22 protein-coding genes are annotated in these 25,820 nt (G+C 46.5%); 12 read left to right on the forward strand and 10 right to left on the reverse strand.

Annotated elements, in window-relative coordinates; all coding sequences use genetic code 11:
* From GX419_11590 to GX419_11605, 4 genes are all read right to left on the reverse strand, one after another.
* The coding region (locus GX419_11590; protein NLI25336.1) for a glycoside hydrolase family 27 protein at positions 1-1,135 on the reverse strand (1,135 nt) is incomplete at its 3' end.
* Positions 1,136-1,162: 27 nt separating this feature from the next.
* A complete protein-coding gene (locus tag GX419_11595; GenBank protein NLI25337.1) occupies positions 1,163-3,049 on the reverse strand; it encodes a hypothetical protein in 1,887 nt (628 codons plus the stop codon).
* 85 nt (positions 3,050-3,134) lie between these two features.
* Entirely contained in the window at positions 3,135-3,698 is a 564-nt protein-coding gene (locus tag GX419_11600) for a hypothetical protein (GenBank protein NLI25338.1), read from the reverse strand.
* Positions 3,699-3,705: 7 nt separating this feature from the next.
* Positions 3,706-4,056 carry a hypothetical protein gene (locus tag GX419_11605; protein ID NLI25339.1) on the reverse strand — a complete coding sequence of 117 codons (351 nt, stop codon included), beginning with the start codon at positions 4,054-4,056 and terminating at the stop codon, positions 3,706-3,708.
* A gap of 213 nt (positions 4,057-4,269) precedes the next feature.
* On the opposite strand from GX419_11605, the gene araA reads away from it, so the two are divergent.
* The 3 genes from araA to GX419_11620 all read left to right on the forward strand — a co-directional run bounded on the left by araA (position 4,270) and on the right by GX419_11620 (position 8,115).
* A complete protein-coding gene (araA, locus tag GX419_11610) occupies positions 4,270-5,778 on the forward strand; it encodes an L-arabinose isomerase (protein NLI25340.1) in 1,509 nt (502 codons plus the stop codon).
* Between the two features lie 194 nt (positions 5,779-5,972).
* Positions 5,973-7,211 (forward strand): DUF438 domain-containing protein, encoded by a 1,239-nt coding sequence (locus GX419_11615; GenBank protein NLI25341.1) that lies wholly within the window; start codon positions 5,973-5,975, stop codon positions 7,209-7,211.
* 367 nt (positions 7,212-7,578) lie between these two features.
* Complete coding sequence (locus GX419_11620) at positions 7,579-8,115, forward strand: DUF1858 domain-containing protein (protein NLI25342.1); 537 nt, start codon at positions 7,579-7,581, stop codon at positions 8,113-8,115.
* 129 nt (positions 8,116-8,244) lie between these two features.
* Here the strand turns inward: GX419_11620 and GX419_11625 are convergent, their stop codons facing one another.
* On the reverse strand, positions 8,245-8,454 hold the full coding sequence (locus GX419_11625) for a hypothetical protein (GenBank protein ID NLI25343.1): 210 nt from the start codon (positions 8,452-8,454) through the stop codon (positions 8,245-8,247).
* Between the two features lie 12 nt (positions 8,455-8,466).
* Entirely contained in the window at positions 8,467-10,173 is a 1,707-nt protein-coding gene (locus GX419_11630; protein NLI25344.1) for a sodium:solute symporter family protein, read from the reverse strand.
* A gap of 179 nt (positions 10,174-10,352) precedes the next feature.
* Here GX419_11630 and GX419_11635 point away from each other — a divergent pair, with 179 nt between their 5' ends.
* The 8 genes from GX419_11635 to GX419_11670 all read left to right on the forward strand — a co-directional run bounded on the left by GX419_11635 (position 10,353) and on the right by GX419_11670 (position 19,938).
* Positions 10,353-12,218 (forward strand): sodium/solute symporter, encoded by a 1,866-nt coding sequence (locus GX419_11635; protein NLI25345.1) that lies wholly within the window; start codon positions 10,353-10,355, stop codon positions 12,216-12,218.
* Between the two features lie 3 nt (positions 12,219-12,221).
* A complete protein-coding gene (locus GX419_11640; GenBank protein ID NLI25346.1) occupies positions 12,222-12,917 on the forward strand; it encodes an NUDIX hydrolase in 696 nt (231 codons plus the stop codon).
* A 178-nt stretch (positions 12,918-13,095) separates the two neighbouring features.
* Positions 13,096-13,779 (forward strand): L-ribulose-5-phosphate 4-epimerase, encoded by a 684-nt coding sequence (locus tag GX419_11645; GenBank protein ID NLI25347.1) that lies wholly within the window; start codon positions 13,096-13,098, stop codon positions 13,777-13,779.
* Between the two features lie 19 nt (positions 13,780-13,798).
* Complete coding sequence (locus GX419_11650; GenBank protein ID NLI25348.1) at positions 13,799-15,469, forward strand: ribulokinase; 1,671 nt, start codon at positions 13,799-13,801, stop codon at positions 15,467-15,469.
* Positions 15,459-16,409, forward strand: a complete 951-nt coding sequence (locus GX419_11655) for a D-2-hydroxyacid dehydrogenase (protein ID NLI25349.1) — start codon at positions 15,459-15,461, stop codon at positions 16,407-16,409. The genes GX419_11650 and GX419_11655 overlap by 11 nt, the downstream gene beginning before the upstream one ends.
* A gap of 429 nt (positions 16,410-16,838) precedes the next feature.
* Entirely contained in the window at positions 16,839-17,744 is a 906-nt protein-coding gene (locus GX419_11660) for a hypothetical protein (GenBank protein NLI25350.1), read from the forward strand.
* 18 nt (positions 17,745-17,762) lie between these two features.
* Entirely contained in the window at positions 17,763-17,915 is a 153-nt protein-coding gene (locus GX419_11665; protein ID NLI25351.1) for a hypothetical protein, read from the forward strand.
* 16 nt (positions 17,916-17,931) lie between these two features.
* Complete coding sequence (locus tag GX419_11670) at positions 17,932-19,938, forward strand: DUF362 domain-containing protein (GenBank protein NLI25352.1); 2,007 nt, start codon at positions 17,932-17,934, stop codon at positions 19,936-19,938.
* A gap of 28 nt (positions 19,939-19,966) precedes the next feature.
* Here the strand turns inward: GX419_11670 and GX419_11675 are convergent, their stop codons facing one another.
* From GX419_11675 to GX419_11690, 4 genes are all read right to left on the reverse strand, one after another.
* The gene (locus tag GX419_11675; GenBank protein ID NLI25353.1) at positions 19,967-21,049 is read right to left on the reverse strand and encodes a DUF4380 domain-containing protein; all 1,083 of its coding nucleotides are present in this window, start codon (positions 21,047-21,049) and stop codon (positions 19,967-19,969) included.
* Positions 21,050-21,374: 325 nt separating this feature from the next.
* On the reverse strand, positions 21,375-22,298 hold the full coding sequence (locus GX419_11680; protein NLI25354.1) for a sugar phosphate isomerase/epimerase: 924 nt from the start codon (positions 22,296-22,298) through the stop codon (positions 21,375-21,377).
* A gap of 128 nt (positions 22,299-22,426) precedes the next feature.
* On the reverse strand, positions 22,427-23,158 hold the full coding sequence (locus GX419_11685; GenBank protein NLI25355.1) for a DUF1080 domain-containing protein: 732 nt from the start codon (positions 23,156-23,158) through the stop codon (positions 22,427-22,429).
* 62 nt (positions 23,159-23,220) lie between these two features.
* Entirely contained in the window at positions 23,221-24,711 is a 1,491-nt protein-coding gene (locus GX419_11690) for a Gfo/Idh/MocA family oxidoreductase (GenBank protein ID NLI25356.1), read from the reverse strand.
* A gap of 197 nt (positions 24,712-24,908) precedes the next feature.
* On the opposite strand from GX419_11690, the gene GX419_11695 reads away from it, so the two are divergent.
* The coding region (locus GX419_11695) for an MATE family efflux transporter (GenBank protein ID NLI25357.1) at positions 24,909-25,820 on the forward strand (912 nt) is incomplete at its 3' end.

Genomic DNA, 25,820 nt, shown 5'->3' on the forward strand with positions numbered 1-25,820 from the left:
ACCAGACTATTGTATTGCCTGAACGGTAAATTTCCCTGTTGCCGGTGGTTCGCTGATTGATGGCAAGGGCTTCTTTATTTGTCAAAAGGCTAAGTTCTTCGGGTGTCATATCGGGCAGGTTGCCTCCGATCATGAGCGGGGAACGGAACATGCACCAGAGGGTCATCATGGTTTTCAGTTCTTCATAGGTGAACTGGGAGCGGCGTGGTTTAAGTTCCGGGATATCTGTGCGGATGCTCAACTGTCCTACGGGGAGCATGTCGGCATCAGGCCAGTGTCCCGGACCGCTGAAAGGCGCCCACATGCGGCAGAGGTCGAACTGATGGCGCAGTTTGGGCCACTGATCCCAGAAATCACCTGATATTCTCCACATCTGGGCATGAGTTGAAACATGCCGCGGGTTTCCGATAAAAGTTGGCCCCGGCGAAAGGCTCAGGATAATGTATCTTCCGGTGCGCCGTATGGCGCGCTGAAGGGCTTCAATCTCATCCGCATGATAGGGACTTGACATATCATCCGCCTTGATAAAATCGACCCCCCAATCGGCGTATAATTCCAGCAGTGAATTGTAGTATTCCTGGGCTCCCGGCCTGGTCATGTCAACTCCGCACAAACCCTGATACCAGGAACAGGTGTCTTCCCGATTGGCAATTTCTGAAGCCTTTATGTTTGTTCCTTTTACCGGGGTATTTTTTTCAATGGCCTGGTAAGGAATACCCCGCATAATATGGATACCGAATTTAAGTCCTTTTGCATGCACATAATCGGCAAGTGGTTTGAATCCCTTGCCATTGACAGATGAAGGATGCAGGGTAGGCGAAGGGATGAGTCTGCCATATTCGTCAATATGCTGGGGAGGGTTTTCAAAACGGATGTTTTCTGAAGTAAGGCCTTCTGCATACCAGAGGTAATCCACAACGACGTATTCCCATCCGTATTCTTTCAGGTGAGCCGCCATATAATCGGCGTTGGCCTTTACATCATTTTCGGTCACCAGATGACCGTAGCAGTCGTAACTGTTCCAGCCCATAGGGGGAGTGATGGCCAGTGGAACGTTCTTATTGTTATCCGAACGGCAGGCAGTTAAACTATAAAAAAGTATTAAAGCAATAAGAACCAACTGGGGTCTGCTCATGATGGGAACAAGGTTAAAACAACAAAACTATTTATTAATAGGAATCCAGTTTATACCATTGAACAAATATAGAGTTTTATCGGTACTGTTATAATATATTTCTCCTTCCTGGGGATTATCCGGAGGTGATGTGCGTGGAACCAATTGAAGCACATCCCGTATGGTTGTCTTCCCGTTAAGTTTAATAATCTTGTTATCGAATTCCCCATAAACCAGAGAGTTATCCTGATCGGCCGAAGTGTTATGGATGTATAGCTTATTATTGCCTGTTTCATTGGATCCCGCATTATATCCTATAAATACATTCCCCGAGCCTGTTTTCATGGAATATCCCGCTCTGGAACCAATAAGAACATTGTTGCTGCCGCTTTCTATATTATAACCGGCAAAAGATCCGAGAAATGTATTATAGTTTCCCGGCGGGTCGGGAGGATCATTATCAGGACCTCCCCGTCCGCAATCGGAACCAACAAACGTATTCCCAGTCCCTCCATCAAACCAGTAACCGGCATTACATCCCAGAAAAGCATTGCTGGAGCCAGTGGTAAAAGCAAATCCTGAATTTGTTCCGTAAAATGCATTGAAAGAGGAGGTAGTATGATAACCTGATCCCACTCCTATAAATGTATTGTAATTGGCTACAGTACTCAATAAACCAGCATTTGTGCCAATGAGAATATTGCATTTACCCGATTTATTTGAGTACCCTGCATAAGGACCAAGAAATACATTTTCAATACCTGTTGTATTATTTAATCCGGCCATGGTTCCGATAAAAGTATTTCTCTCACCGGAAATGTTTTTAAAACCGGCACTGTCACCCATGAAAATATTGCTTGAACCGATGGTATTATTATAACCCGAATGAAATCCAATGAAATAGTTTTTTGAACCATCACTATTCGAAAAACCACTCCGGTAACCGATAAAAGAATTGTATTTTCCGTTTTTGTTTGATGATCCGGCAAGATGTCCAATAAAGTAGTTTTCAGGGCTTAGCCGGAGAAAATTTTCCGATAAGCTTTGAGGATTGTTCCCAAGTGTAAATCCGGCAACAGGGTCCTTTGCAATGATTTTTGTCTTTTGTGGGTCAATACTGAAGTATTCTTCCCCAATTCCTTTATTCTGAGGAGTTCTGCCTCCGATAGCAAATCCACCCCTTCCTCCTTTCCCGGAATCATTAATGTACATACGGATGCTATCAGGTGTGACCCGGAAAATGTCAATGGGTTCGCCTTTTCCTGCCGGAGTTCTCCCTCCGATAGCAAATCCTCCTCTGCCACCTTTCATTCCTTCGGGAAGGTAAATGCGAACCCCTTCATCAAATACTGCAAAAACAGTTTCGCCGTTTTTGTTTTTTACCTCGAAAAGAAGTGTATCCTCGCCCGCAACTGTCATTTTTCCTGTAGGGGGGTCAATTCCGACCCCAACGCTGGCCATGGTCGTTACTTTTCCTTCCCCGTCTTTCCAAAGGCTGGTACCTGGTTCACCCGGAGGGCCCTGCGGCCCTTCATTACCATGGAGCGCAAACATGGCATATGGCACAGCGAGAAGTTCAAATACTCCGATCAATTTGTAATTGCCCTGACCTTCCATATCCGCTTCTATCCGAAGAAAATAATTTCCTTCTGACCAATCTATGTCCTCCATATTGTCATTTGTTTCTCCCCGACCAATTTCAATGGTTACCAGACCAAATTCATTCGTCAACGGATTTTGGAATTCTTTATACACAGTAAGTCCAGATGGACCACCCTGCAAAATGGAAATGCAGAGGGAGATCTGCTGATTCTTTATGGGAACTCCCGTTTCGTCCCTGATGATCGCCTGGTATTTAAATGCCTGTGGAACCTGTCCCCACAAACCGGCATTCAAAATTAGCAATGTAAAAATTGCTGAAATCATCCGTTTCATGGTGGTACTAATTTATAATTTCAGTTTTGAGGTAATTTCCGGAAATTTATTTTCAGGAACATTGTTATACAGCCCTGGTATTTATTTATTTTAAAATAACAAAAACTACTGACATGAAAAGTGTTCCGGCCACGAATCCTCCTGTACCCCACAATATCTTACTGGTCAGACTATTCCATCGTTCTGCCCTGATTTTCTCACGGGCCTCTTCCAGTTGAAGTTGGATCGATTGGAGATTGTTTTCAAGCACTTTGTTGACTTTTTCAAGCTCCTGCAGTCTCAGGGCATTTTCTTTTTGAAACATCAGAGCATATTCCCTGAACGAGGCGGTATTATTGTCCAGCGACTGTACCCCCTTCTGCAGGGAAGCAATGTCTGCTGCGAGATCCTCGGTGACCAGGGAAAGCTGCCGGCATCGCTCCAGGTTCACGGAGCATGCAACAAATTCCTTCACACCAACCGGATTAATAAGGTAAAGTGTGTCCATTTCCGGCACGATGCATTTTCCCCTGATGCCTGTAAGGGTGTCAATGTCAGAAACCATAGCATCAAACATTTCAGGGCTGATTCTGATTACGGAACCATTCTTTTGTGCGGAAAGGCTGAAGGAAATGAAAAAAAACAGAAAAAAACTGCAGCAATGCTTCATACCCTGCTTATTTTATCTGTGGCACCGATATTTTATCGAGGGTTTCCTTTATTGTGGAAATATTCCGGCCGGCATTGCGAAACCCCGCGTCAAGTTCTTTTTGTATCAGCCGGTTTGTTGAATCCATTTTTCTGATCTGCTCGGAAAGCTGCAGGTTCATTTCACGGAGCTCGCGGATGAGCGAATCCTGATGCCTGACAAGAACTGATGATTCTTCCGCTTTTTCCACCGCACTTTTCAGTAGACGGGCTGAAATCCGCAGGTCATGGCTGGTTTTGAACAGTCCTGCCAGGAGGAGCAGAACCAGAAACCCCAGCAGTGCAAGGGTAATAATCCGAAACTGTTTTTTGTCATTCATAGGAATATGGATTAGTTGGCGGAACTTATTTTTTATTTCAGGACGTATAACCGGAATATTTTTCATTGCAGATTTTTTTTGCCGTCCGATTATTCAGAAAGTTCAGGCAGGTCCACTCAAATTTAGGAGAAAAATTTGACAGGAAGAAGTATTTTACATAGAAAAAAGTATCTTTGACTTATAAATGTAATTTATACACTATAATTTATTGCTATGGAATCATTAAAAAAACTGGAAGTATGGTTTGTTACCGGAAGCCAGCACTTATACGGGGAAGAAACCCTGAAACAGGTACAGGTTCACGCGGATGAGATAGCCCGGAAGCTCAATGAACGGCCGGAAATTCCTGTTCAAGTTATTGCCAGACCGGTTGTTACCACTCCTTCAGCTATCTATCAGGTGTGTATGGATGCCAATCATTCCGGTCAGTGCGTGGGACTGATCACCTGGATGCATACCTTTTCGCCGGCCAAAATGTGGATTGCCGGATTACAGGCGTTGAAAAAACCCTTCGTTCATCTGCATACGCAATACAACAGGGATATACCATGGAGCGAGATCGACATGGATTTTATGAACCTCAACCAGTCGGCCCATGGTGACAGGGAATTTGGATTCATAGTTTCCCGGCTTCGTAAAAACAGGAAAGTGATTACTGGCCACTGGCAGGATCCTGAAGTGCACCGGCAGCTGGGAATTTGGGCGCGGGCTGCCTGTGGTTGGGCCGAAGCTCAGAAAACAAAAATTGCCCGCTTTGGCGATAATATGCGGGAGGTGGCCGTAACCGAAGGCGATAAAGTGGAAGCACAAATGCGCCTTGGTTGGTCAGTAAACGGATTCGGAATCGGGGAACTTACCGCCAGAATTAACGAAGTGGGTGAGCAGGAGATCGATAGACTGGTTGAAGAATATGAACAGTCGTACATTATGATGCCCGAATTGCGAAAGGGGGGAAGCAAACATGCCTCCCTGAGGGAAGCTGCCCGCATCGAGCTTGGTTTAAGGGCTTTCCTTAAACAGGGAGATTTTCAGGGATTTACCGATACCTTTGAAGATCTGCACGGTATGGTTCAGCTACCCGGTATTGCTGTCCAGCGTCTGATGAACGAAGGCTATGGTTTCGGTGCCGAAGGCGACTGGAAAATGGCGGCCATGCTCCATGTTATGAGTACCATGGCTTCTGGCCTTCCGGGAGGAAATTCATTTATGGAGGATTATACCTACCACCTTGAACCGGGGAATATGCTGGTGCTGGGAGCCCACATGCTCGAGATTTCTCCTTCCCTGGCGCGCAAGAAACCTTCCTGCGAAATCCATCCCCTGTCGATTGGAGGGAAAGATGCCCCTGTACGCCTCGTATTTAATGCCGAACCCGGTCCGGCAATTAATGTTTCCATGGTCGATATGGGCAACCGTTTCCGACTGATTGTCAATAAAGTGGAGGCCGTGGTTCCTCCGCATGATCTGCCGAAACTTCCGGTAGCAAGGGTCCTCTGGAAACCTCTGCCTGATCTGAAAACAGCTGCAACGGCATGGATTTATGCTGGAGGAGCTCATCATACCTGCTACAGCCAGAATCTTACTGCTGAGCATATTGCCGACTTTGCCGATATGGCCGGAATGGAAATGCTGACAATTGATGAAAAAACCGATTTGCAGGCATTCCGTGAACAAATTAAATGGAACGAAATGTACTATATGCTGTCCGGCAGTCTGAGGTAATATACAATCAGGCAAAGGCTTCACCTCTTTAATCCTGAGGGGATCGACTTATAGTTTCGATCCGGTATTTTTACTGTAGGTTGAGGAGTATTGTATCAGCTGTTTGGTGCCAGACATCAAACAGCTGATATTGTTTTGTGTTTATTTGATCTAAATAAGTATATTTGCAAATCAGTACTAAATATCTTAAAACTATGAGTGAATTTATCAATAACTCTGAACAACGCAAAAAACGGCTGAAAGAACTGATTTTGCGTCTGCACGGGGGCGAAGAACCTGAAATTGTGCGGAATAAACTGATTGAACACCTTCAGCAGGTTCCCTATAATGAGGTGGTAGAAACCGAGCAGGAACTGATTGCGGAAGGTTTACCGGCTGATGAAGTGCTTAAGTTCTGTGACCTGCATACAATGGTGCTGGAGGGTCATATTGATACTTCATCACAGCGAAAAATTTCTCCGGGTCATCCCGTTGATGTATTTATTGAAGAAAACAAGGCAATCCGCAAAGTAACAGGCGAAGCAAGGAAAGCCATAGAACGCGTGCGGAACATTTCCGACGATGCCTTGCATGAAAGTCTCATGGAAATTCAGGGCCTGTTTAATCAGCTGATGGATGTGGATAAGCATTACAAACGGAAAGAGTATCTGGTATTTCCATACCTTGAAAAGAAAGGCATAACGGGTCCGCCAAAAGTGATGTGGGGCAAGCATGATGAAATCAGAACCTTGCTCCGGGGTGCTATTGAATCGGTAAAGGCTTGTCCGCCCGACAGGGATGAATTGCTGGCTGTGGCCGACATGATGCTTTTGCCGGCGCTGAAAGCTGTTGAGGATATGATTGGGAAGGAAGAGGAAATTCTTTTCCCGATGGCACTGGATTCACTCACAGAAGCAGAATGGTATGAAGTACACCGGCAGACGCTGGATATCGGGTATTGCCTGTACGACCCGCAGGTGGAATGGATTCCATCTGTCAGTCAGGCCGCGCCTGATTCCGGTCAGACTCCGGGTGATGGCCTTGTACGCCTTCCTTCCGGAAGTTTTGCTGTGGAGGAATTACTGGCCATTTTGAATACGCTTCCGGTTGATGTTACTTTTGTAGACCGGAACGATAAGGTTAAGTATTTCTCGCAGGGTAGTCACCGTATCTTCACCAGAAACAGGGCAATACTTAACCGGGATGTGCGTTTGTGTCATCCTCCTGGAAGTGTGCACATTGTTGAAAAAATTCTGGATGATTTTAAATCAGGCAGGGAAAATTATGCTCCTTTCTGGATACAGATGAAGGGGCGGTTTATCCATATTGCGTACTATGCTTTGCGGGATGAACACAACCAGTACATCGGAACGCTCGAAGTTTCGCAGGATCTAACTGAATTGAGAAAACTCGAGGGTGAAAGACGCATCCTCGCATACGAAACAAAAAAATGAAAAAAAGAAGATTCGAATTTCTCATTATGAATTTACCATTAAATTTCCGATTTCAGATTTCCCATTTCCGATTAATGAATTTCCGATTTCCGATTTCCCATTTTCAATTAATGTGTTTGAGTTTTCATAGCATTATCTCGTGCAGGAAATAGGAAATCTTCGGTGATTTCCCATTTCCGATTAATGTGTTCTTGTTTTCATAGCGTGATTTCGTGCAGGAAGTAGGAAATTGGAGATAGAAAATCCTCGAAAATTTCCGATTTCCTATTTCCGATTAATGTGTTCTTGTTTTCATGGCGTGATCTCGTACAGGAAATGGGAAATGGGAAATGGGAAATAACCGTAATCCTAAAATCATATTTTACACATGAACCACAAATTGATTATTACCCCTCATACCAAAGTTTCCGAACTGCTTGAAGTATATCCTGAGCTGGAAAAGGTTCTGATGGAGCTTTCCCCTGCCTTTGAGAAGCTGAAAAATCCTGTGCTCCGCCGCACTATTGCCCGGTTTACTACGCTGAAACATGCTGCCTCCATTGCCAGATTAAAAGTTGAGGATGTGATTAATCGTCTGAGAAAAGAAACGGCCCAGGATCTTATTCAGGACATCGAAGGAGATGATGAATTTAATCAGGAGCCTGTTCCTGCCTGGTATAACGAATCTGAAATAGTTGACAGGGCTGATGCTGCCGAAATTCTCGATAGGGGAGAAGAACCGGTCTTTACCGTTCTTCCGGCGCTGAAAAATTTACCTCCCGGGAAAATCTACCTGCTTTCTGCTCCTTTTCTTCCCGCTCCCCTGATAGAAAAAGCTGTTTCTCTGGGTTGCAGGACATGGGTCAGCAGGCAGGAAAACGGAACATACCGTATATATTTTTCAAAAGCTGAGGCACAGTCCTGAAAATCTGTTTTTGCTCGTTGACGAAGTTTTTTTAATTTATTAAATGTCAACAGGTTGGTATGGCTAACCAACCCGCTGACATTTTCAGTTTCTCATGGAAGGGATGCAAAACGAAGTTGGGTGCAACCCTTATGATTCTTTTCTGGTTTTAGACAGATAAGCAAGCAAGAGCATGACTCCGCCGAAAACCAGCATGAAAATCCCGCTCCACAAATTGATATTGATATTGAAGGAGTGCTGATAGATGGGAGCGCCGTTACTGATGATACCAAATACGGTAAGAATGATCCCGAGGATCGAGAACATCAGACCAATCGGAATTTTAATATCTACGCCCATAGCTGTTATTTTTTACCAGTAAATAATACTCAGAACCAATGCAACAATACCCACGAACAAAGCAAGTACGGTGGGTTTTTTATACCAGACGTATTCTTTTTCTGTTAGTCGCGGAGTAAGCGAATATACCAGGCCTTTCAGTTCTTCATCTGTCTTGTTGGGTTTGGTAAGCAGTGAAATGATGATGGTCAGCACCAGACAGAAGCTGAATGCCCATATGGCTGTCCAGAAGTTCTGGGCCATTTCATTGGGGTAGGTATGCAGAACGAATCCCGTCCATCCTCCTTTGACAAGAGATGTTGCTCCGGCCGGAACGGTAAATCCGTGATGCAGGGCTGCTGCCAGCGTTCCTCCGATAAGTCCCCAGAAAGCGGCATGGCCCGTGGTTCGCCTCCAGAACATTCCCAGCAGGAAGGTGGCAAAAAGAGGAGCATTAACAAAAGCAAAAACAAGCTGGAGAAAGTCCATAAGGTTATTGAATGACCTGGCAACATAAGCTGTAAGAATACTGACCAGTACGCCGAAAACCGTAGTAAGCTGGCCAACACGCAGGTAATGTTTGTCGCTCTGCCCTGGACGGATGTAGGACTGGTAAATATCGTAGGTCCATACCGTATTAAAAGCGGTTACATTTCCTGCCATGCCGCTCATAAACGACGCCAAAAGAGCTGTAATGCCAAGACCCAGGACGCCGTTGGGAAAATAAGTTGCCATCAGGTTGGGAATAACCAGGTTGTAATCCTTGTTGCCGCTGGCATCAGTAAGAAAATCAGGAGAAACAGTCGTGTAGGCCAGAGCGATCAGTCCCGGAACGATGACAAGGAACGGAATGAGCATCTTGGGAAATGCTCCTATCAGAGGAGTCCGCTGCGCATCATTCATGGAACCCGCAGCCATGGCCCTCTGAACCACAAGAAAGTTTGTACACCAGTAACCAAACGACAGGACAAACCCAAGCCCCATAACCACTCCAAACCATTCAACCCCCATCGGATTGGAATTGGGTGATCCGGTGTATTTCCAGGTATGCATGAAGGCTCCTTCCTGAAAACCTGCTCCCTGGGCCAGAATATCAAGCTTGGCTTTCATTGCCTCCCAGCCGCCTATGCCTTTTAATCCGAGGAAAACCAGCGGGAAAAATCCGATGACAATCAGGAAGAACTGAAGCACTTCATTGTAAATGGCCGAACTGAGGCCTCCCAGGTAAGTGTAGGCCAGTACAATGGCGGCTGAAATCCAGAGACTCAGGTTGTAGTCCCAGCCCAGAAGCCTGTTGGCCAGTAATGCCAGTGCATGCATCGAAATGCCCGAGGCAAAAATCGTCATAATGGCAAAGGCAAATGCGTTAAAGCCTCTTGTTTTCTCATCAAACCGCAGTTTGAGGTATTCGGGCACCGAACGAGCCTTTGAACCATAGTAAAAGGGCATCATGAAAAGTGCAAGGAAAATCATGGCCGGAATGGCTCCAATCCAGTAAAAATGCACCGTCATCCAACCGTATTTTGCCCCTGAAGCGGCCATCCCCATAACCTCCAGTGCGCCCAGATTGGCTGATATAAAAGCCAACCCGGTAACCCAGGCGGGCAGGGCGCGGCCAGCTTCCAGAAACATTTTGGCCGATTTCATATACCTTTTTAAAGCCCAGCCAATCCCGAGCACAAAGGCAAAATAAACCAGCATGATGGCATAATCAACAAATGCAAGTTTGAAACTTTCCATACCTGTATTTTTATGTTATTGCAAAAACAAAAATAGAAATTGTATTTTGATAACAAAGGAAACAAATCCTTTTCCCCAAAATATTTTTGAAATATTTTGGAAATTCCGAATCAGGTGTTAGATTTACACTTGTAATTGATATTGTTGTTCTTTTCCTTTAAACATTAAAACCTCAAACTATGCATCAGCTTGACTGGATTGTTCTTGGGCTTTTCTTTCTTGGCCTGATTGGCATTATTGTATGGGTTCTCCTGCAGCACGAAAAAGATACCGTGGATTATTTTCTGGCAGGGAAAAATGCCGGGTGGTTATCAATCGGTTCTTCCATCTTTGCCTCGAATATTGGTTCGGAGCATCTTGTGGGTCTTGCCGGAGCGGGTTTTCTCAGCGGAATGGCCATGGCACACTGGGAAATGCATGCCTGGATTATTCTTATCCTGGGCTGGGTATTTGTACCTTTCTACGACCGGATTAAAATCTTTACCATGCCGGAGTTTCTTGAACGGCGTTTTTCCAGAGGTTCTCGTTCTGTACTGTCTGTGATTTCCCTTGTGAGTTATGTGCTTACCAAAGTTGCCGTTACGGTTTATGCAGGAGGTGTGGTCTTTAAAACAGTGTTCAATATTGACAAATTATGGGGTATAGACTTTTTCTGGATCAGTGCGGTTGGGCTTGTTCTTATCACCGGATTGTACACAATATTCGGTGGAATGCGTGCCGTTATGTATACATCGGTTCTGCAGACACCGGTACTGCTTTTTGGCTCCATTGTCATCCTTATTGTCGGCCTGATTAAAGTGGGAGGATGGGCTGAAGTAGAACGACTTGTCGGGCCCAATCTTCATCTTATCCGTCCTTCTTCCGATCCGGAATTTCCGTGGACCGGAGTATTGCTGGGTTCAGCAATTATAGGGTTCTGGTACTGGTGCACCGATCAGTATATCGTTCAGCGTGTCCTTTCGGGCCGTAATCAAACCCAGGCGAGAAGAGGTGCCATCCTGGCCGGATATTTCAAACTTCTGCCGGTTTTTATTTTTCTTGTCCCGGGCATGATCGCTTTTGCGCTGAACCAGAAAGGTCTTCTGAACGTTGCCAGCAGTGACTCGGCTTTTGCCGCCATGGTATCACAACTTCTGCCCAATGGAGTTACCGGAATCGTAGTTTGCGGACTTCTTGCGGCACTTATGAGTTCACTTGCTTCCCTGTTCAACTCCTCCGCCATGCTTTTTGTGGAAGATTTTTACAAGAAAATGGTTCCTGACCGGCCACCAAAGCATTATGTAACGGTAGGACGTCTTGCTACGGCGGCGGTGGTGATTCTCGGCATTGTCTGGATTCCTGTTATGCTGGGCCTCGGGAAAGTGCTGTACGAATACCTGCAGAATGTTCAGGGGTTGCTTGCTCCCGCTATCGCTTCAGTCTTCCTTCTCGGGGTATTCTGGAAAAAGATGACACCCAAAGCCGCTTTCTGGGGACTCTTAACCGGCTTCACACTTGGTATGTTCCGACTGGCTCTGAATGTAATTTATGGAACCAAGGCCGCTCTTGCAGTAGGTGCCGAAAAATATGTGCAGAAACTGACCCATTTCAATGCCAGCCTTAAAGACCAGATCCTTTCAGGAGTGCATGATCTGAGTGAAAAAATAACTTCCGTGCTCGGGCAGGCGGGCGATCAGTTCAGGCAGCTTACCGACCAGGCCTATGCAGCAATCCAGAATAACAATGTTACCGACGCTTCTGCTTATCTGTCGCAGGCAAAAGCCGGAATGAGCGAATTGTTCGTGCATAAATACGGCTTTCTGTATCAGATAGCTGCTGTAAACTGGCTGCATTATACTGTGCTTTTGTTCTTTTTCTGCCTTGCTTTTATGGTGGTATTGAGCTTCCTTACGAAACCCACCCCCGAAGAACAACTCCGGTATACCTATTACGCCGCCACTCCGGAAGAGAAAGCTGCAACCAGGGCCAGCTGGAATGCATGGGATGTGATCCATACTGTTATTATCGTGAGCATTATTGTTGCTTTCTATATATACTTTTGGTAATTGATGGACAATTCAGGGTACTATAGCGAGCACCATAAATTCTACGTTGCCGTTGATTGTATCATCTTCGGCTTTGATCAGGATGGGCTGAAGTTGCTTCTTATCAAGCGGAATTTTGAGCCCATGAAGGGAAAATGGTCGCTCATGGGAGGTTTTCTGCAGGAAAATGAAAGCCTTGATGAAGCCGCTGCAAGGGTTTTATATCAGCTTACAGGACTCAGGGAAGTGTACCTTGAACAATTATATACTTACGGTGAAGTGGAACGTGATCCGGGTGAGCGGGTTATTTCTGTTTCCTATTATGCTCTTATCCGTACAGAAGACTATAACAGTGATCTGGGGAAACAGCATGGTGCCCGATGGTTCCTGCTCGACAAAAAACCTCCGCTCATTTTCGACCACGATGTGATGGTTGATAAGGCACTGAGGCGACTGCGAAGAAAAACCAGGTCGCAACCCATTGGATTTGAGTTGCTTCCTGAGAAATTCACCATTCCGATGCTGCAGCGCCTTTACGAAGGTATCCATGGCAAAAAATTTGACAAAAGGAATTTCCGGAAGAAAATATTTCAGCTCAATATCCTCAAAAAACTGGACGAAAAAGAGAAGAGCGGCTCCCGGAAAGGAGCCTGGCTCTATAAATTTGACAAAAAAAAGTACAATAAACTGGAGGAGGCCGGAATGCATTTCAGTATTTAAAACCGCAGTACCTGAAATACCGTTCGGAAAGGATTTTCCTGCCGAAAACCCGGCCGGAGGTTCTGCACGAAATGGTGTTTGCGGCAATTGTTAAGTAAAAGAACGGCTCACAATTAAAATAAGAAAACATGCAGCACCTTAAACATCGTTCTGATTTGTCACCATAAAACGTCCGAATATGCTTGAATTGCTTAAGAATGAGGTTCTTGCCGCCAATCTCGAAATCCAGGCGAAAAAACTGGCTATTCTCACCTGGGGCAATGTGAGTGCCATTGACCGGGAACGCGGCCTGGTTGTGATTAAACCAAGCGGGGTCAATTACGGAGACCTGAGGCCTGAATCTTTGGTAGTCGTCGACCTGGATGGCAGGACAGTGGAAGGTAATCTGAAGCCAAGCTCCGACACACCGACGCATCTTGAGCTATATAAAGCCTTTCCGTCAATCGGGGCTGTGGTCCATACGCACTCAACCTGGGCGACTGTTTGGGCTCAGGCCGGCCTGGGTATTCCACCCCTGGGCACTACCCATGCCGATTACTTCTATGGAGAGATTCCCTGTACCCGCTCCATGCGCCGTGATGAGGTGGAAAAAGATTATGAAAAGAATACCGGCCTGGTTATTGTTGAGTGTTTTAAAGGAATAGATCCTCAAAATATCCCGGCAGTGCTGGTCCGGAACCATGGTCCGTTTGTTTGGGGAGATACACCGGCCAGGGCGGTTGAAAATGCCCTTGTGCTTGAAGAAGTGGCCCGGATGGCGTTCCATTCCCGCCTACTGTCAAAGGCAGGTGGGATTCCTGATTACCTGCTTGACCGGCATTTTCTGCGAAAGCACGGAAAAAACAAATATTACGGACAATAACATCTGAAAATTATCTGGTATGGACAAAAAGTTTGTTATTGGAATTGATTACGGCACTGATTCGGTGCGTACACTGATAGTTGATGCCTCAACCGGCGCTGAAGTGGCTTCATCGGTTTTCTGGTATCCTCGATGGAAAGCAGGAAAATACTGTAATCCGGCTGCCAATCAGTTCCGGCAGCATCCGCTCGATTATATGGAAGGACTGGAAATAACCGTGAAGGAAGCGCTTGCCTCGGCGCCGGCAGGAACTGCGGAAAGGGTGGTCGCCATTTCCGTCGATACAACAGGTTCTACCCCTGTAGCCGTGAACAGGGAAGGAACGCCTCTTTCCCTCCTTCCCGAATTCAGCGAGAATCCCAATGCCATGTTTATATTGTGGAAAGACCATACCTCGGTGAAGGAAGCCGCCGAAATTAACGAACTGGCAAAAAAATGGGGCGGCACAGACTATACAAGGTATGAAGGCGGGGTGTATTCGTCGGAATGGTTCTGGGCCAAAATTCTTCATATCCTCAGAACAGACGAAAAGGTGAGGCAGGCAGCTTTTTCCTGGGTGGAACATTGCGACTGGATACCAGCCTTACTGACAGGAAACACCAATCCTCTTACGTTGAAACGAAGCCGCTGTGCTGCCGGGCATAAAGCCATGTGGCATGAAGAATGGGGAGGACTGCCTTCCGAGGACTTTCTGGTGCGCCTTGATCCGCTGCTAAAGGGCCTGCGTGACCGGCTGTACACTGAGACCTACACGTCTGACGTTCCGGCCGGTACACTATCGGCCGAATGGGCCGCCCGGCTTGGTTTGCCTGCAACGGTTACCGTAGGAGTGGGGGCCTTCGATGCCCACCTGGGCGCCCTGGGAGGAGAAATCAAGCCCTACTATCTCAGCAAAGTGATGGGTACCTCAACCTGCGATATGCTGGTTGCACCTATGAGCGAAGCAGGGAAGAAGCTGGTTAAGGGAATTTGCGGACAGGTGGACGGTTCTATTGTTCCGGGAATGCTGGGAATGGAAGCCGGACAATCGGCCTTCGGCGATATCTATGCCTGGTTCAGGGATGTTCTGGCATGGCCGGTGAAGGAAATATTGCAAAAGAGCAAACTGGTTGACAACGCAACAAAGGAAAAACTGGAAGAAGAAATTCTTGACCGCATCATTCCTGAACTTTCTGCCGCGGCGGAGAAGATACCACCCCATGAAACAGCCATGGTTGCCCTTGACTGGATGAATGGACGCCGTACCCCCGATGCCAATCAGGAATTAAAAGGTGCCATTACGGGAATTACTCTGGGTTCTGATGCCCCCCGGATTTTCAGGGCTCTTGTTGAGGCCACTGCTTTTGGGGCTTTGCGGATTGTTGACCGCTTCCGAGAAGAAGGCGTGCGGATTGACGGGGTGATTGCTCTGGGCGGTGTGGCTAAAAAATCGCCGTTTGTTATGCAAACCGTTTGTGATGTGCTCGGTATGCCCATTCTGGTGGCCCGCTCCGAACAGGCATGCGCCCTGGGTTCCGCCATGGCAGCCGCTGTGGCAGGAGGAATCTATCCTTCAGTTGAAGAAGCACAGAAAAAAATGGGAAGCGGATTTGAATACGAATACAAACCCAGAAAAGAATATACCGAAATTTACCGGAAACTTTATCATAAATACCTCAAACTGGGCCATTTCATTGAGTATGAATTCTGAGAAAAAAATTGTATTTCTCGATGCAGCAACCCTTGGAAAGGTTGATCTCGGGCCGCTGAAGAAACTGGGCCATTTTGTAAGTTATCCCCTTACTTCAGCATCAGAACGAATAGAAAGAATTGCCGATGCCGAAATCATCATCACCAACAAGGTAAGAATTGACCGGGAGGTGATGGATCGTTGTCCTTCCCTCCGCCTGATTTGTATTGCGGCAACGGGAATGAACAATATTGATCTGGATTATGCTGCAGGAAAAGGCATCATTGTGAAAAATGTGGCCGGCTATTCAACGCCGAGTGTTACACAGCTTACCTTTGCCATGCTGTTAACCCTGATGAACAGGGTACATCAGGCTGATGAGTGGATAAAAGCCGGCCATTACAGCAAATCAGTAGTTTTTTCCTGCCATGATTTTGATTTTTCTGAGCTGGCAACCCTCCGGTTCGGAATCATCGGGATGGGGACTATCGGACAGCATGTGGCAAAAGTAGCCACGGCGTTCGGTGCTGAAGTGGTTTACTATTCCACTTCCGGGAAAAACAACTCTGTTCCTTACCTCCGGCTGTCGTTGGAGGAATTGCTCGCATCCAGCGATATTGTCAGCATTCATGCGCCTCTTAACGATCTTACCAGGGGACTGATCGGGAAAAAACAGTTGCAGATGATGAAACCCGGTGCTTATCTTCTGAACCTTGGCAGGGGTGGTATTGTCAATGAAACTGACCTTGCCGAAGCTCTTGATGAAGGATGGATCGCCGGAGCTGCCCTTGATGTATTTACCTCTGAACCGCTTCCTGCCGATCATCCTTTCCTCCAACTGAAACATCCGGAAAGAATTCTTCTGACCCCTCATATTGCCTGGGCCAGTCATGAAGCTCAGCAACGGCTGATTGACAGAATTGCCGAAAATATCCAAAGCTATTTACTGAACAACAACTAAATGTTGATTTCCAGTTTTCTATTTCCAATTTCCTGTTAGAGAACATGTTATGAAAACCAGAACACATTAATCGGAAATGGGAAATCACCGAAGATTTCCTATTTCCTGCACGAGATAATGCTATGAAAACCCAAACACATTAATTGAAAATGGGAAATCGAAAATCGGAAATTCATTAATCGGAAATGGGAAATCGGAAATCGGAAATTCATTAATCGGAAATTCATTAATCGGAAATGGGAAATGGGAAATCGGAAATTTATTAATCGGAAATTCATTAATCGGAAATTCCCTTGCGGGTTTTTTCCTTCTTAATTGTATTTATATTGATCTACCTTTGACCGATTTCCAACCTAACGATTATTTCTGATGCGTTATTGTTTTTTTCTTTTTTTATTTTCTCTTGCCGCTGGTTTGAATAATTCCGCCATGGCTGTTTCGGCCAGGATACAGGACGATACCGTAAAGGTGCCTGATGTAACTCCGGTGCCCGTAATTGACGGGTACGCAAAGGACAACTGCTGGCAGCCTGTTAACTGGCAGGCCATCGACCAGGTCTGGATTGAATGGGGTACTGCTCTGCCTGCATCCGATTTTACAGGACGCTACAAAGCAGTCTGGTCTTCACAAACCAACCTTTTGTATGTATTTCTGGAAGTTACCGATGATGTGTACATTGACGGCTATGTGTACAATTCAAATCCTGGTACAGGCGGAGGATACCCCAATTACGACCTGCCCGAAATTTTCATTGATGAAAACCGTTCTAAAGGTTTGCATGTGTTTGACGGGACAGGTACGTTCGGCACCGAATGGGGTACAAATGCGGAAAATGCCTTTTCCTACCACATCATGGTGAATTATCCCGCTGACGGAGATACCACTTCCAGAATGGTTGCCTGCGACATTGCCGGGACCGACTGGAACCATGAAACGATAGCCAATTATGCCTTCCACTTTCAGGAATTCATTGTCCGTCGTTCAGGAGATACTACTTTCTGGGAAATGGCCCTGAAAATTTATGGCGAAAATTATGCGCCTTCCAATCCTGAAGCTTCGAGAATTACGCTTACGGAAGGGAAAATTATGGGTTTTTCTATGGCATATTGTGATAATGACGAACCGGATGGTACCAGGGATAATTTCATCGGGTCAGTTTTTGTAACTAAAACACATTATAACGATCATTGGATGAATGCCGATGATTTTGGAGTTATGAAACTTCTTGGTTCTGCACCTGTTTCTGTTGTCCATGATTCTCCCGAACCTTCCTTTAAAGTGTGGTTTATCCCGGGTATGAAAGAAATCCGGTTTACCGGGTTATCGGGAAATTAAACCCTTGCTGTTACCGATATGGCCGGGAGAATTCTCCTCCGTCAGCAGCAGAAAGATTTGTCAGTTTACGGAGTTTACTCAATTGATGCTTCCTGCCTGCGTCCGGGTGTTTATCTTGTGCATACCCCAACCGCTGTTGGGAATGCTGTGCGGAAAATTGTTGTTCAATAAACTATAACTGAAAATCATGAAAACTTTTCTGAGAAGCTTAAGAGATTTACTTTTTCAGGGAATCTCAAAATGCAGGAATCTGAGACTGAGTGCAAGGCTGATGTTTTTCATCACAGGCATAGCTTCCACCTTATGGTTTCTTATTCGGGTTATTCCGAAACCCAGCCGGGCTGCTTATCCGTGCATGCGGGCGGCAGCACCCGTGATGTCGGGATTCATTTTGTATCTGATCGGAGCAGGTACAGCCGGTTTTGGTCTGAAAAAAGCCAGGCAGAAATTGCAGGGTGGAAAATTCTTTCCAGCCTTTTTATTTGCCTCACTGGCCATAACCGGATTATTTCTGGTTCTTGCCAGTGATACCGATCAGGTTTCTGCTTCCCGGCTCACTGTTCAGGCACCTCCCGATGGCCCCAACGCTCCGATGGGTGATGCCAGGGGTATTATCCCCGGAAGGGTTGTATGGGTGTGGAACCCCCGGGCTACCGATGAAAATTGTACCAATAAGGTCAGTGATCCGGTGCGCGGTGAAGATGGTCATTTCCTGCCCAAAAACAATAACCAGCAGGCCATAGATTCAATGATGAGAATTTCCCTGATGATGATTACCGGCAAAGAAACTGTATCAGAGAGCTGGGATACCATTTTTCGATATTTCAACATAATGCACGGGAAAGGGAATGTACCCTACGCGAAAGGAGAAAAAATTTTTATCAAAATTAATCAGGGGGGAGCCGGTTGGCTAACTAATCCATCAACACTTGAACGGGTCAAAACCAGCTGGCAGGCCAGCTACTATGGAATGGCGGAAAGCATTCCTTCCACCATTCTCAGCTTGCTGAAAACCCTTATTGATGACTACGGGGTGAATCAACAGGATATCCTGATTGGAGATCCAATTGCCCATATGTATCAGGAGACATATACTTATCTGCACAGTGTTTACCCGGATATTCTCTATATGGACAAAGACAATTATCAGTCTCTGGGCCGCACAAAACTTACCAAAGCCAATCATGCTTCTGTTTTTTATTCCGACAAGGGAGTAAAAATGCCTAATGCTGTAAGGGATACACTGTACAGGGAATTCGAGGAGGCTGAATATCTTATAGACATGGCCTGTCTGAAAGCCCATGCACGTGCCGGTGTCACCCTTCTTGCCAAAAACCATTTCGGCTCGCATATAAGACCTGATGCTTCTCATCTGCATCCTGCCCTTCTGGCTCCTGAAAATGATAAAGTAACAAATGGAGGTTATAAGAAATACAGGGTACTTACCGACATCATGGGGAGCAGCAAACTTGGCCGAAAAACCCTCCTGAATATTGTTGACGGCCTCTGGGGTGGAACGGAAGCCGTTGAAAAACCTGTAAAATTTAAGATGCCTCCTTTTAACAACGACTGGCCCAGTTCGCTTTTTGTTTCACTTGATCAGGTGGCTCTTGAATCAGTATGTTTTGATTTTCTCAGGACCGAAGCTGCTCTGAATACGACTGCTTTTAAAAACCGTCCCTTGTTTGACGGAGTGGATGATCATTTACATCAGGCGGCTTCTTCAGCTAACTGGCCTACCGGAATAACCTACGATCCCGACAATACCGGTTCCCCGATACCAAGCCTGGGCGTGCACGAGCACTGGAACAATTCAACCGACAAACAGTACAGCAGAAACCTCAAAACAGGAAACGGCATTGAACTGGCAACCTGGCCGGAAAATCTGGTAATTACTGTTGGCATACGGGATAACAAGGCAACCTTTTCGCAGATCAGGATATACCCGAACCCGGCACATGATATGGCTTATCTGCAGATTCACTCAGAGCGGAACGCTGATGTCGAAGTGCAGATTCTGAACCTTAACGGTCAGATCCTCCGGAAATCGGCCGGCTACAGCGTCAGCAGCGGTGAAACATCCATTCCCCTCGCTCTTCAGCAGATTGAGTCGGGTTTTTACCTGTGCAGGGTACTGGTTAAGAATCCGGCAAAAACAGATGTGTTTACCGAACGGATTCAGGTTATCCGATAACAGCATTTTTCGTCATCCGGCTGGTGTATTACTGGCCGGATGAGGAAAAATCCGTTTTCAGCGGTTCCTGCAACCCCATTTTTCTGAGGAAAGCAATATGATCCTGCGGGGTTTTGGGTCCATCGTATGGATAAATTTCCCAAATTTCATAATCCTCCATGCTTTCGCCCGGCTGGAGAACCCTGTATGAGCTGTGGTGTTCCATCTCAAGAATATCCTTCTCCGGGTCTGACGAACGGCGCAGATATACCTCTACCGGTGCCTGTGCAGGATGCATCAGGGAATCGGGGTATGAAGGGAAGCGCTTGATAAACAACATATTGCCTGTAAACGCAGCCATCCAGGGTGCATCTGGTACCAGAAAAGCTTTGGTCCAGATGTCAGAGGAGTGTTCAGGAAAATAGGGTTCCAGAAAAGAAAAGAATCCTTCTGTTAATGTATAGAAAAGCGGGCTTGGCTGCTGGCCGCGCGGCGATGTAATTTTCTTGATTCCGTTGATTCCTGAAACAGGTACATAGCATGTGGCATCGCCTCTGAGACGCGTGTTTTGCCAGATGTCCCAGCGGACCGGTCTTGAACGGACATTTCTGGCGGTGACATGAACGGCAACTTTTCCTTTACCCTGTACCACAATTTGCTTCTCCAGCTGAATGCCGCTATAAGGGCTTTCCGGACTGATCAGGGTAACCGAGCTGTCAGTGCGTTCCTGAATGGTATAACGGCCCATGGCAAGATAAGGGTCAGGCGGCCATTCCGGGGCTTTTCGCCGCATACGGGCATCAACAGACTGTTGCGCCCACCAGTCGCTCTGAGGGCCTAACCATACTGTGTGACCGTTTACCGGAACCGGTTCCCGGTAAGGGCTCATGGACGGCATGTCTTCCGCTTTGGTGTACCATTTGGGACGGTCGCTCTTTAAAACATTCTCTCCCGAACGGTCGGAGAGCATAACGATTGTTCCCCCTATATCAGGCAATACAACCAGTTGTACGTCTTTGTAATATATAAAATACGGACTGCTGCCTCTCCATTCACCGGTTGGAACAGGCCGGATACAGGAACCGCAAAGCAACACGCATAATCCCATAATGACAAAAGATGCAGATCTCATAGGGCAATAATATTGAGTCCTAATAGTTTTTATGAGGCGTTTTCAAAATAATCGGGTCATTGGTTTTTTATGCAATACTTTTCGACTTTAAAGAGCAACGAGTTGGAGGTGGGAACAAAACCTGTCAGCACGGAACAATAAATCTTTCTGGCAAACAGGCTATTTTCCCGGTTAGTGCGCCGAACCTCCGCATCCATTACTTTGCACATAAGCAAAAGCGAAATCCCGAAAGCAAGGTTCTCTTCATTGATTGATCTAACTCAGCAAACTTCGCCCGTCAATCCCCCTGCCACGTTTTCCAGGCTGGTTCTCTTCATTGATTGATCTAACTCAGCAAACTTCCGTACTTTTCCAGCAGTTTTTTTGTAGCTATGATTCCTTCTTCTTCGCTGAGCCGTGGTCCTTCATATTCAATTCCTATCCAGTTTCTGTAACCGGCATCTTTCACAATCTGAAGCATGCGGCGGTAGTCAATAGTAACTTCCTCTCCCTCCGGAGTAAAATCGTTGGTTTTGGCACTTACTCCTTTGGCATAAGGCATCATTTCCTGAACTCCCTGATATCGGTCGTATTCTTTAGTGCATTTCCCCATCTTGAATTCAAGGCAGAAGTTGCCAAGATCGGGAAGTGTGCCGCACCAGGGATTGTTAACCCGCTGCATAATACCGGCAAGCCATTTGCCGTTTGAAGAATATCCTCCGTGGTTTTCAACGATAATACCGATTTGTTGCGATGCTCCGTATTCTGTAAGGCTGGAGAGAGATTCCACAACGGCGCTGGCTACCTCATCTTCGGAACCTGTTCCATAAGCATTGACCCTGATTGAGTGGCAACCTAGATATTTGGCGGCATCAACCCAGCGATGGTGGTTTTCAACGGCCTTTTTTCTCTTTGCCGGATCCTGGTCACCAAGGTTCCCCTGGCCGTCAATCATGATAAGTACATTGGTTACCCCGTTGTCGCGGGTGCGTTTCAGAAGCTCATTCAGGTAAGCCTCGTCGGTTGATTTAAAGAAGGTGCTCACATATTCAACTCCTTCAATACCGAATTTTTGTTTTGCCATCACCGGAAAATCAAGATGATCCATTTTTTTGCCGAAAAGGGCTTTATGCAGTGACCATTCTGCCAGCGATATTCTGAAAAACAGGTTTTGTCTGCTTCCGGTGGCTTGCAAAACCGATGGAAGAAATGCCAGCCCTGCCGAAGTTAGCAGGACATCTTTCATGAATTTTCTGCGGTTAGTATTCATATGTCAGTCAGTTTTAGATAGGAGCGAATGTAAGAAATATGCATGGAATTAGAGCAATCTTAAAAGAAAAACACGCGCATTTTAGCAACGCGCGTGTTTTTTTATTCACAGGTCGGTTTTGGTCAGTATCAGAGGGGTTTGATTTTGATATTCCTGAACCATACATCATTACCATGGTCCTGGAGGCCGATGTATCCTTCACGGATTTTGCCGAATTCAGGAAAATCCTTGAATTTGCTTTCCTTGATCATCTTCTCCCAGTCGGGTGTACCGAGGTGGAATTCAAGGCCGGTTTCACCGTTCATCTTGAAGACCACCGTTCCCTGGTAGGAAATAATTTCCACCTGGTTCCATTCTCCGGCAGGTTTGGCAGGAACTTTTGTCGGGATCAGGTCATAGAGCGACCCGGCTTTTCTGTTGCCGTCTTTCCCCAGCATGGCATCGGGATGTTTGGCATCGTCGAGAATCTGATCTTCGGGAGCCGACTTCCAGATGGGTTCGCCGGGCAGTTCTTCGGCCAGAATGAAGATTCCGCTGTTACCGCCGGGGGAGATTTTCCATTCCAGTTTCAGATCAAAATCCTTGAACCGTTTGTCGTAAATAATGTCTCCGCCTTTGCCACCGGCTTCACCCTGTCCGGATCCGATGCAGCGAAGAGTTCCGTCTTCTACAACCCATCCTGAATCGGGGAAGGTGGGTTTGCCATAGCCACGCCAGCCGTTGGTTGTTTTTCCGTCAAACATAAGAATCCATCCATCGGCTTTTTCCTGGGCGGTAAGATAGTTCAGTGTGGTGTCAACGGCAGCCTCTGTGCTTTTTCCGGCACCAGACTGCTTGCATGATGAGAGCGACATGGCCATCACCAGGCTTACAACGCTAATAAAACCAACTATTTTTTTCATTGCATCAATTATTTTTAGGATTAAACATCAGCAGGCATTGGAGGAAGTGTCCAGGGAGCACGGTAGTTATGCTTGATGTACGATTCGGCAGCTTCCCTGGCATTTATGGTAGCCGTCTTGGTATCAAAATGCGGGTGTCCGTTAATTACTTCAAACTTATCGCTCGTAACGACACGGATAACATCACTGTCGCTGATATTGAGGAACTTCATATTTTCGCCGTCCCATTGCAGTTCGCGTTTCAGATCCTGCAGTCTGACAGCAACTACACCCATCACCACCATTTCGTTCAGCGGGCCGCTGTATTCAAAGTTAGAACTGGGCAGAACGCGGTTTTCAGGGCTTTCCTTGCAGGCGCGGATCCAGTCTTGTTCATGACCGCCTTCCATGGCTTTTGGAATACGGCGTAATACCTGCGGAACAACAGGATTTTCCTTGCGTCCGAGGATGAAAGGATTCATGCCGTAGCAGCCGCACATAAGCTTGCCTTTGGTGCCAATGAACAGAACTCCTCCGTTCCAGTCACGGCCCATTAATTCACCATCAGCCAGCTCTTTGGGACGTTCCGGCAGAAGGCCGCCATCATACCAGTGAACTTTAACTTCCGGCATCGCTACTTTTGGCAGGTTTTCCCTCGCAGGGAATGTATAATGAACGATTTCTGCATGCGGAGCAGATTCTGTATTGATCTGGGTTGAACTTCCCTGCACAAGGATGGGATATTTTAATTTGAGCGCCATGACAACCGGATCGAGAATATGGCAGGCCATATCACCCAGTGCGCCGGTTCCGAAATCCCACCATCCACGCCAGTTCCAAGGGTGATAAATGGAGTTGTAGGGACGGTCAGGAGCCGGGCCAAGGAACAAATCCCAGTTCAACGTCTTGGGTACTTTCATTACTTCCTTGGGCCTTTCGAGTCCCTGCGGCCAGATAGGCCTGTTGGTCCAGGCATGCACTTCCACCACATCGCCAATTTCTCCGTTCCAGATCCATTCGCAGGTCTGGCGGATGCCTTCACCCGAGTTCCCCTGGTTTCCCATCTGGGTAGCAACCTTGTATTTACGGGCCAGTTTGGTAAGAAGCCGTGATTCGTAAACCGAATGCGTCAGAGGTTTCTGCACATAAACATGCTTGCCCATGGTAATGGCAGTAGCAGCGGTAATAGCATGGGTATGGTCGGGAGTGGCAACCACAACTGCATCAATCGATTTCCCCATCTCGTCAAACATCTTCCTCCAGTCATAGTATTTTTTGGCATCGGGGAAATCCTTAAAGCAACCGGCTGCATATTCCCAGTCAACATCACACAGGGCAACAATGTTTTCGGTTTTCATATTGTTCAGGTTGGTATGACCCATACCTCCAACACCGATACCGGCAATATTCAGCTTGTCGCTGGGTGCTTTGTGCCCCAGACCGCTTACTACATTGCTGGGAACAATCGTAAAGGCCGCTGTGGCAGCAGCAGTGTTCCCCAGAAATTTACGACGTGAAATCTTATTACTCATAGGAAATTGGTTATTTGGTTAACAAAAATGACAATCAGAGGTGCAATTTAATGAATAATTCTGTTCATTTGCCATGACCGAGGTCATTTTTTTTGTTGTACTGCAATACCTTTTGGTAATCTTTTGCCGGCTGTGGAGGTTAAATATATTGACATTCCTCTGAAACAGAGATTATACGGACTGATTTTTTGCATATAATGGCAAAGGACAGAAAATTAGTTAAAACAGATGTGCTGGTTGCGGCATGGGCTGATATCAGGGAAGCCATCGCGGGAACGGAAAAGGATTTTACTTCTCTGCCCATGGGAAAGGCTTTATTCCTGCTGGCTCTGCCTATGGTTCTTGAGATGGCAATGGAGTCAGTATTTGCCATTGCGGATATCTTTTTTGTTTCTTCCATTGGTATGGGAGCAGTTGCCATTGTTGGCATTACAGAGTCGTTGATGACGGTGGTGTATGCGATTGCCGGCGGACTGGCCATTGGTACCACGGCACTGGTTGCCAGAAGGATAGGGGAGAAGCGTACGGAAGAAGCAGGCAAAGTTGCTGTGCATGCAGTTGGGCTGGCGGTGGTTGTTTCTATCGCCATAGGAATTCCCGGATTTGTTTATGCTGAACACATCCTGCGGATAATGGGAGCCTCTTCTTCTGCTATAAATAATGGAGGAAGCTATACCTCCCTGATGCTTGGGGCAAATGTTGTTATCTCCCTGCTTTTTGTCTTAAATGCCGTGTTCAGGGGAGCTGGTAATGCCGCCATAGCTATGCGCATACTGTTATTTGCTAATTTGTTCAATATTATCCTTGATCCATGCCTGATCTACGGATGGGGCCCTTTCCCTGAAATGGGTGTGAAAGGAGCAGCTGTTGCCACAATTACCGGGCGCGGTATGGCAGTTATTCTTCAGTTTGTTTATCTGTTTGCCAACAAATCGCGGGTGCTGATTGTATTCAGTAAATTACGGTACGAGGGAGAAATTCTCCTGGGAATCATCAAATTGTCAGCCGGAGGTATTGCACAGAATATCATAGCTACCTCAAGCTGGATATTTCTGGTGAGCATGATTACCGGCTTTGGAGATGAAACCATTGCAGGATATACGATAGCT

The organism is Bacteroidales bacterium (genome assembly GCA_012517825.1).
Classification (GTDB): domain Bacteria; phylum Bacteroidota; class Bacteroidia; order Bacteroidales; family JAAYUG01; genus JAAYUG01.

What these genes read in the sequence shown, in the direction of transcription:
- GX419_11595 (NLI25337.1), bottom strand. Translation starts at nt 3,049, where the DNA reads ATGAAACGGATGATTTCAGCAATTTTTACATTGCTAATTTTGAATGCC.
- GX419_11600 (NLI25338.1), bottom strand. Translation starts at nt 3,698, where the DNA reads ATGAAGCATTGCTGCAGTTTTTTTCTGTTTTTTTTCATTTCCTTCAGC.
- GX419_11605 (NLI25339.1), bottom strand. Translation starts at nt 4,056, where the DNA reads ATGAATGACAAAAAACAGTTTCGGATTATTACCCTTGCACTGCTGGGG.
- araA (NLI25340.1), top strand. Translation starts at nt 4,270, where the DNA reads ATGGAATCATTAAAAAAACTGGAAGTATGGTTTGTTACCGGAAGCCAG.
- GX419_11615 (NLI25341.1), top strand. Translation starts at nt 5,973, where the DNA reads ATGAGTGAATTTATCAATAACTCTGAACAACGCAAAAAACGGCTGAAA.
- GX419_11620 (NLI25342.1), top strand. Translation starts at nt 7,579, where the DNA reads ATGAACCACAAATTGATTATTACCCCTCATACCAAAGTTTCCGAACTG.
- GX419_11625 (NLI25343.1), bottom strand. Translation starts at nt 8,454, where the DNA reads ATGGGCGTAGATATTAAAATTCCGATTGGTCTGATGTTCTCGATCCTC.
- GX419_11630 (NLI25344.1), bottom strand. Translation starts at nt 10,173, where the DNA reads ATGGAAAGTTTCAAACTTGCATTTGTTGATTATGCCATCATGCTGGTT.
- GX419_11635 (NLI25345.1), top strand. Translation starts at nt 10,353, where the DNA reads ATGCATCAGCTTGACTGGATTGTTCTTGGGCTTTTCTTTCTTGGCCTG.
- GX419_11640 (NLI25346.1), top strand. Translation starts at nt 12,222, where the DNA reads ATGGACAATTCAGGGTACTATAGCGAGCACCATAAATTCTACGTTGCC.
- GX419_11645 (NLI25347.1), top strand. Translation starts at nt 13,096, where the DNA reads ATGCTTGAATTGCTTAAGAATGAGGTTCTTGCCGCCAATCTCGAAATC.
- GX419_11650 (NLI25348.1), top strand. Translation starts at nt 13,799, where the DNA reads ATGGACAAAAAGTTTGTTATTGGAATTGATTACGGCACTGATTCGGTG.
- GX419_11655 (NLI25349.1), top strand. Translation starts at nt 15,459, where the DNA reads ATGAATTCTGAGAAAAAAATTGTATTTCTCGATGCAGCAACCCTTGGA.
- GX419_11660 (NLI25350.1), top strand. Translation starts at nt 16,839, where the DNA reads ATGGCTGTTTCGGCCAGGATACAGGACGATACCGTAAAGGTGCCTGAT.
- GX419_11665 (NLI25351.1), top strand. Translation starts at nt 17,763, where the DNA reads ATGGCCGGGAGAATTCTCCTCCGTCAGCAGCAGAAAGATTTGTCAGTT.
- GX419_11670 (NLI25352.1), top strand. Translation starts at nt 17,932, where the DNA reads ATGAAAACTTTTCTGAGAAGCTTAAGAGATTTACTTTTTCAGGGAATC.
- GX419_11675 (NLI25353.1), bottom strand. Translation starts at nt 21,049, where the DNA reads ATGAGATCTGCATCTTTTGTCATTATGGGATTATGCGTGTTGCTTTGC.
- GX419_11680 (NLI25354.1), bottom strand. Translation starts at nt 22,298, where the DNA reads ATGAATACTAACCGCAGAAAATTCATGAAAGATGTCCTGCTAACTTCG.
- GX419_11685 (NLI25355.1), bottom strand. Translation starts at nt 23,158, where the DNA reads ATGGCCATGTCGCTCTCATCATGCAAGCAGTCTGGTGCCGGAAAAAGC.
- GX419_11690 (NLI25356.1), bottom strand. Translation starts at nt 24,711, where the DNA reads ATGAGTAATAAGATTTCACGTCGTAAATTTCTGGGGAACACTGCTGCT.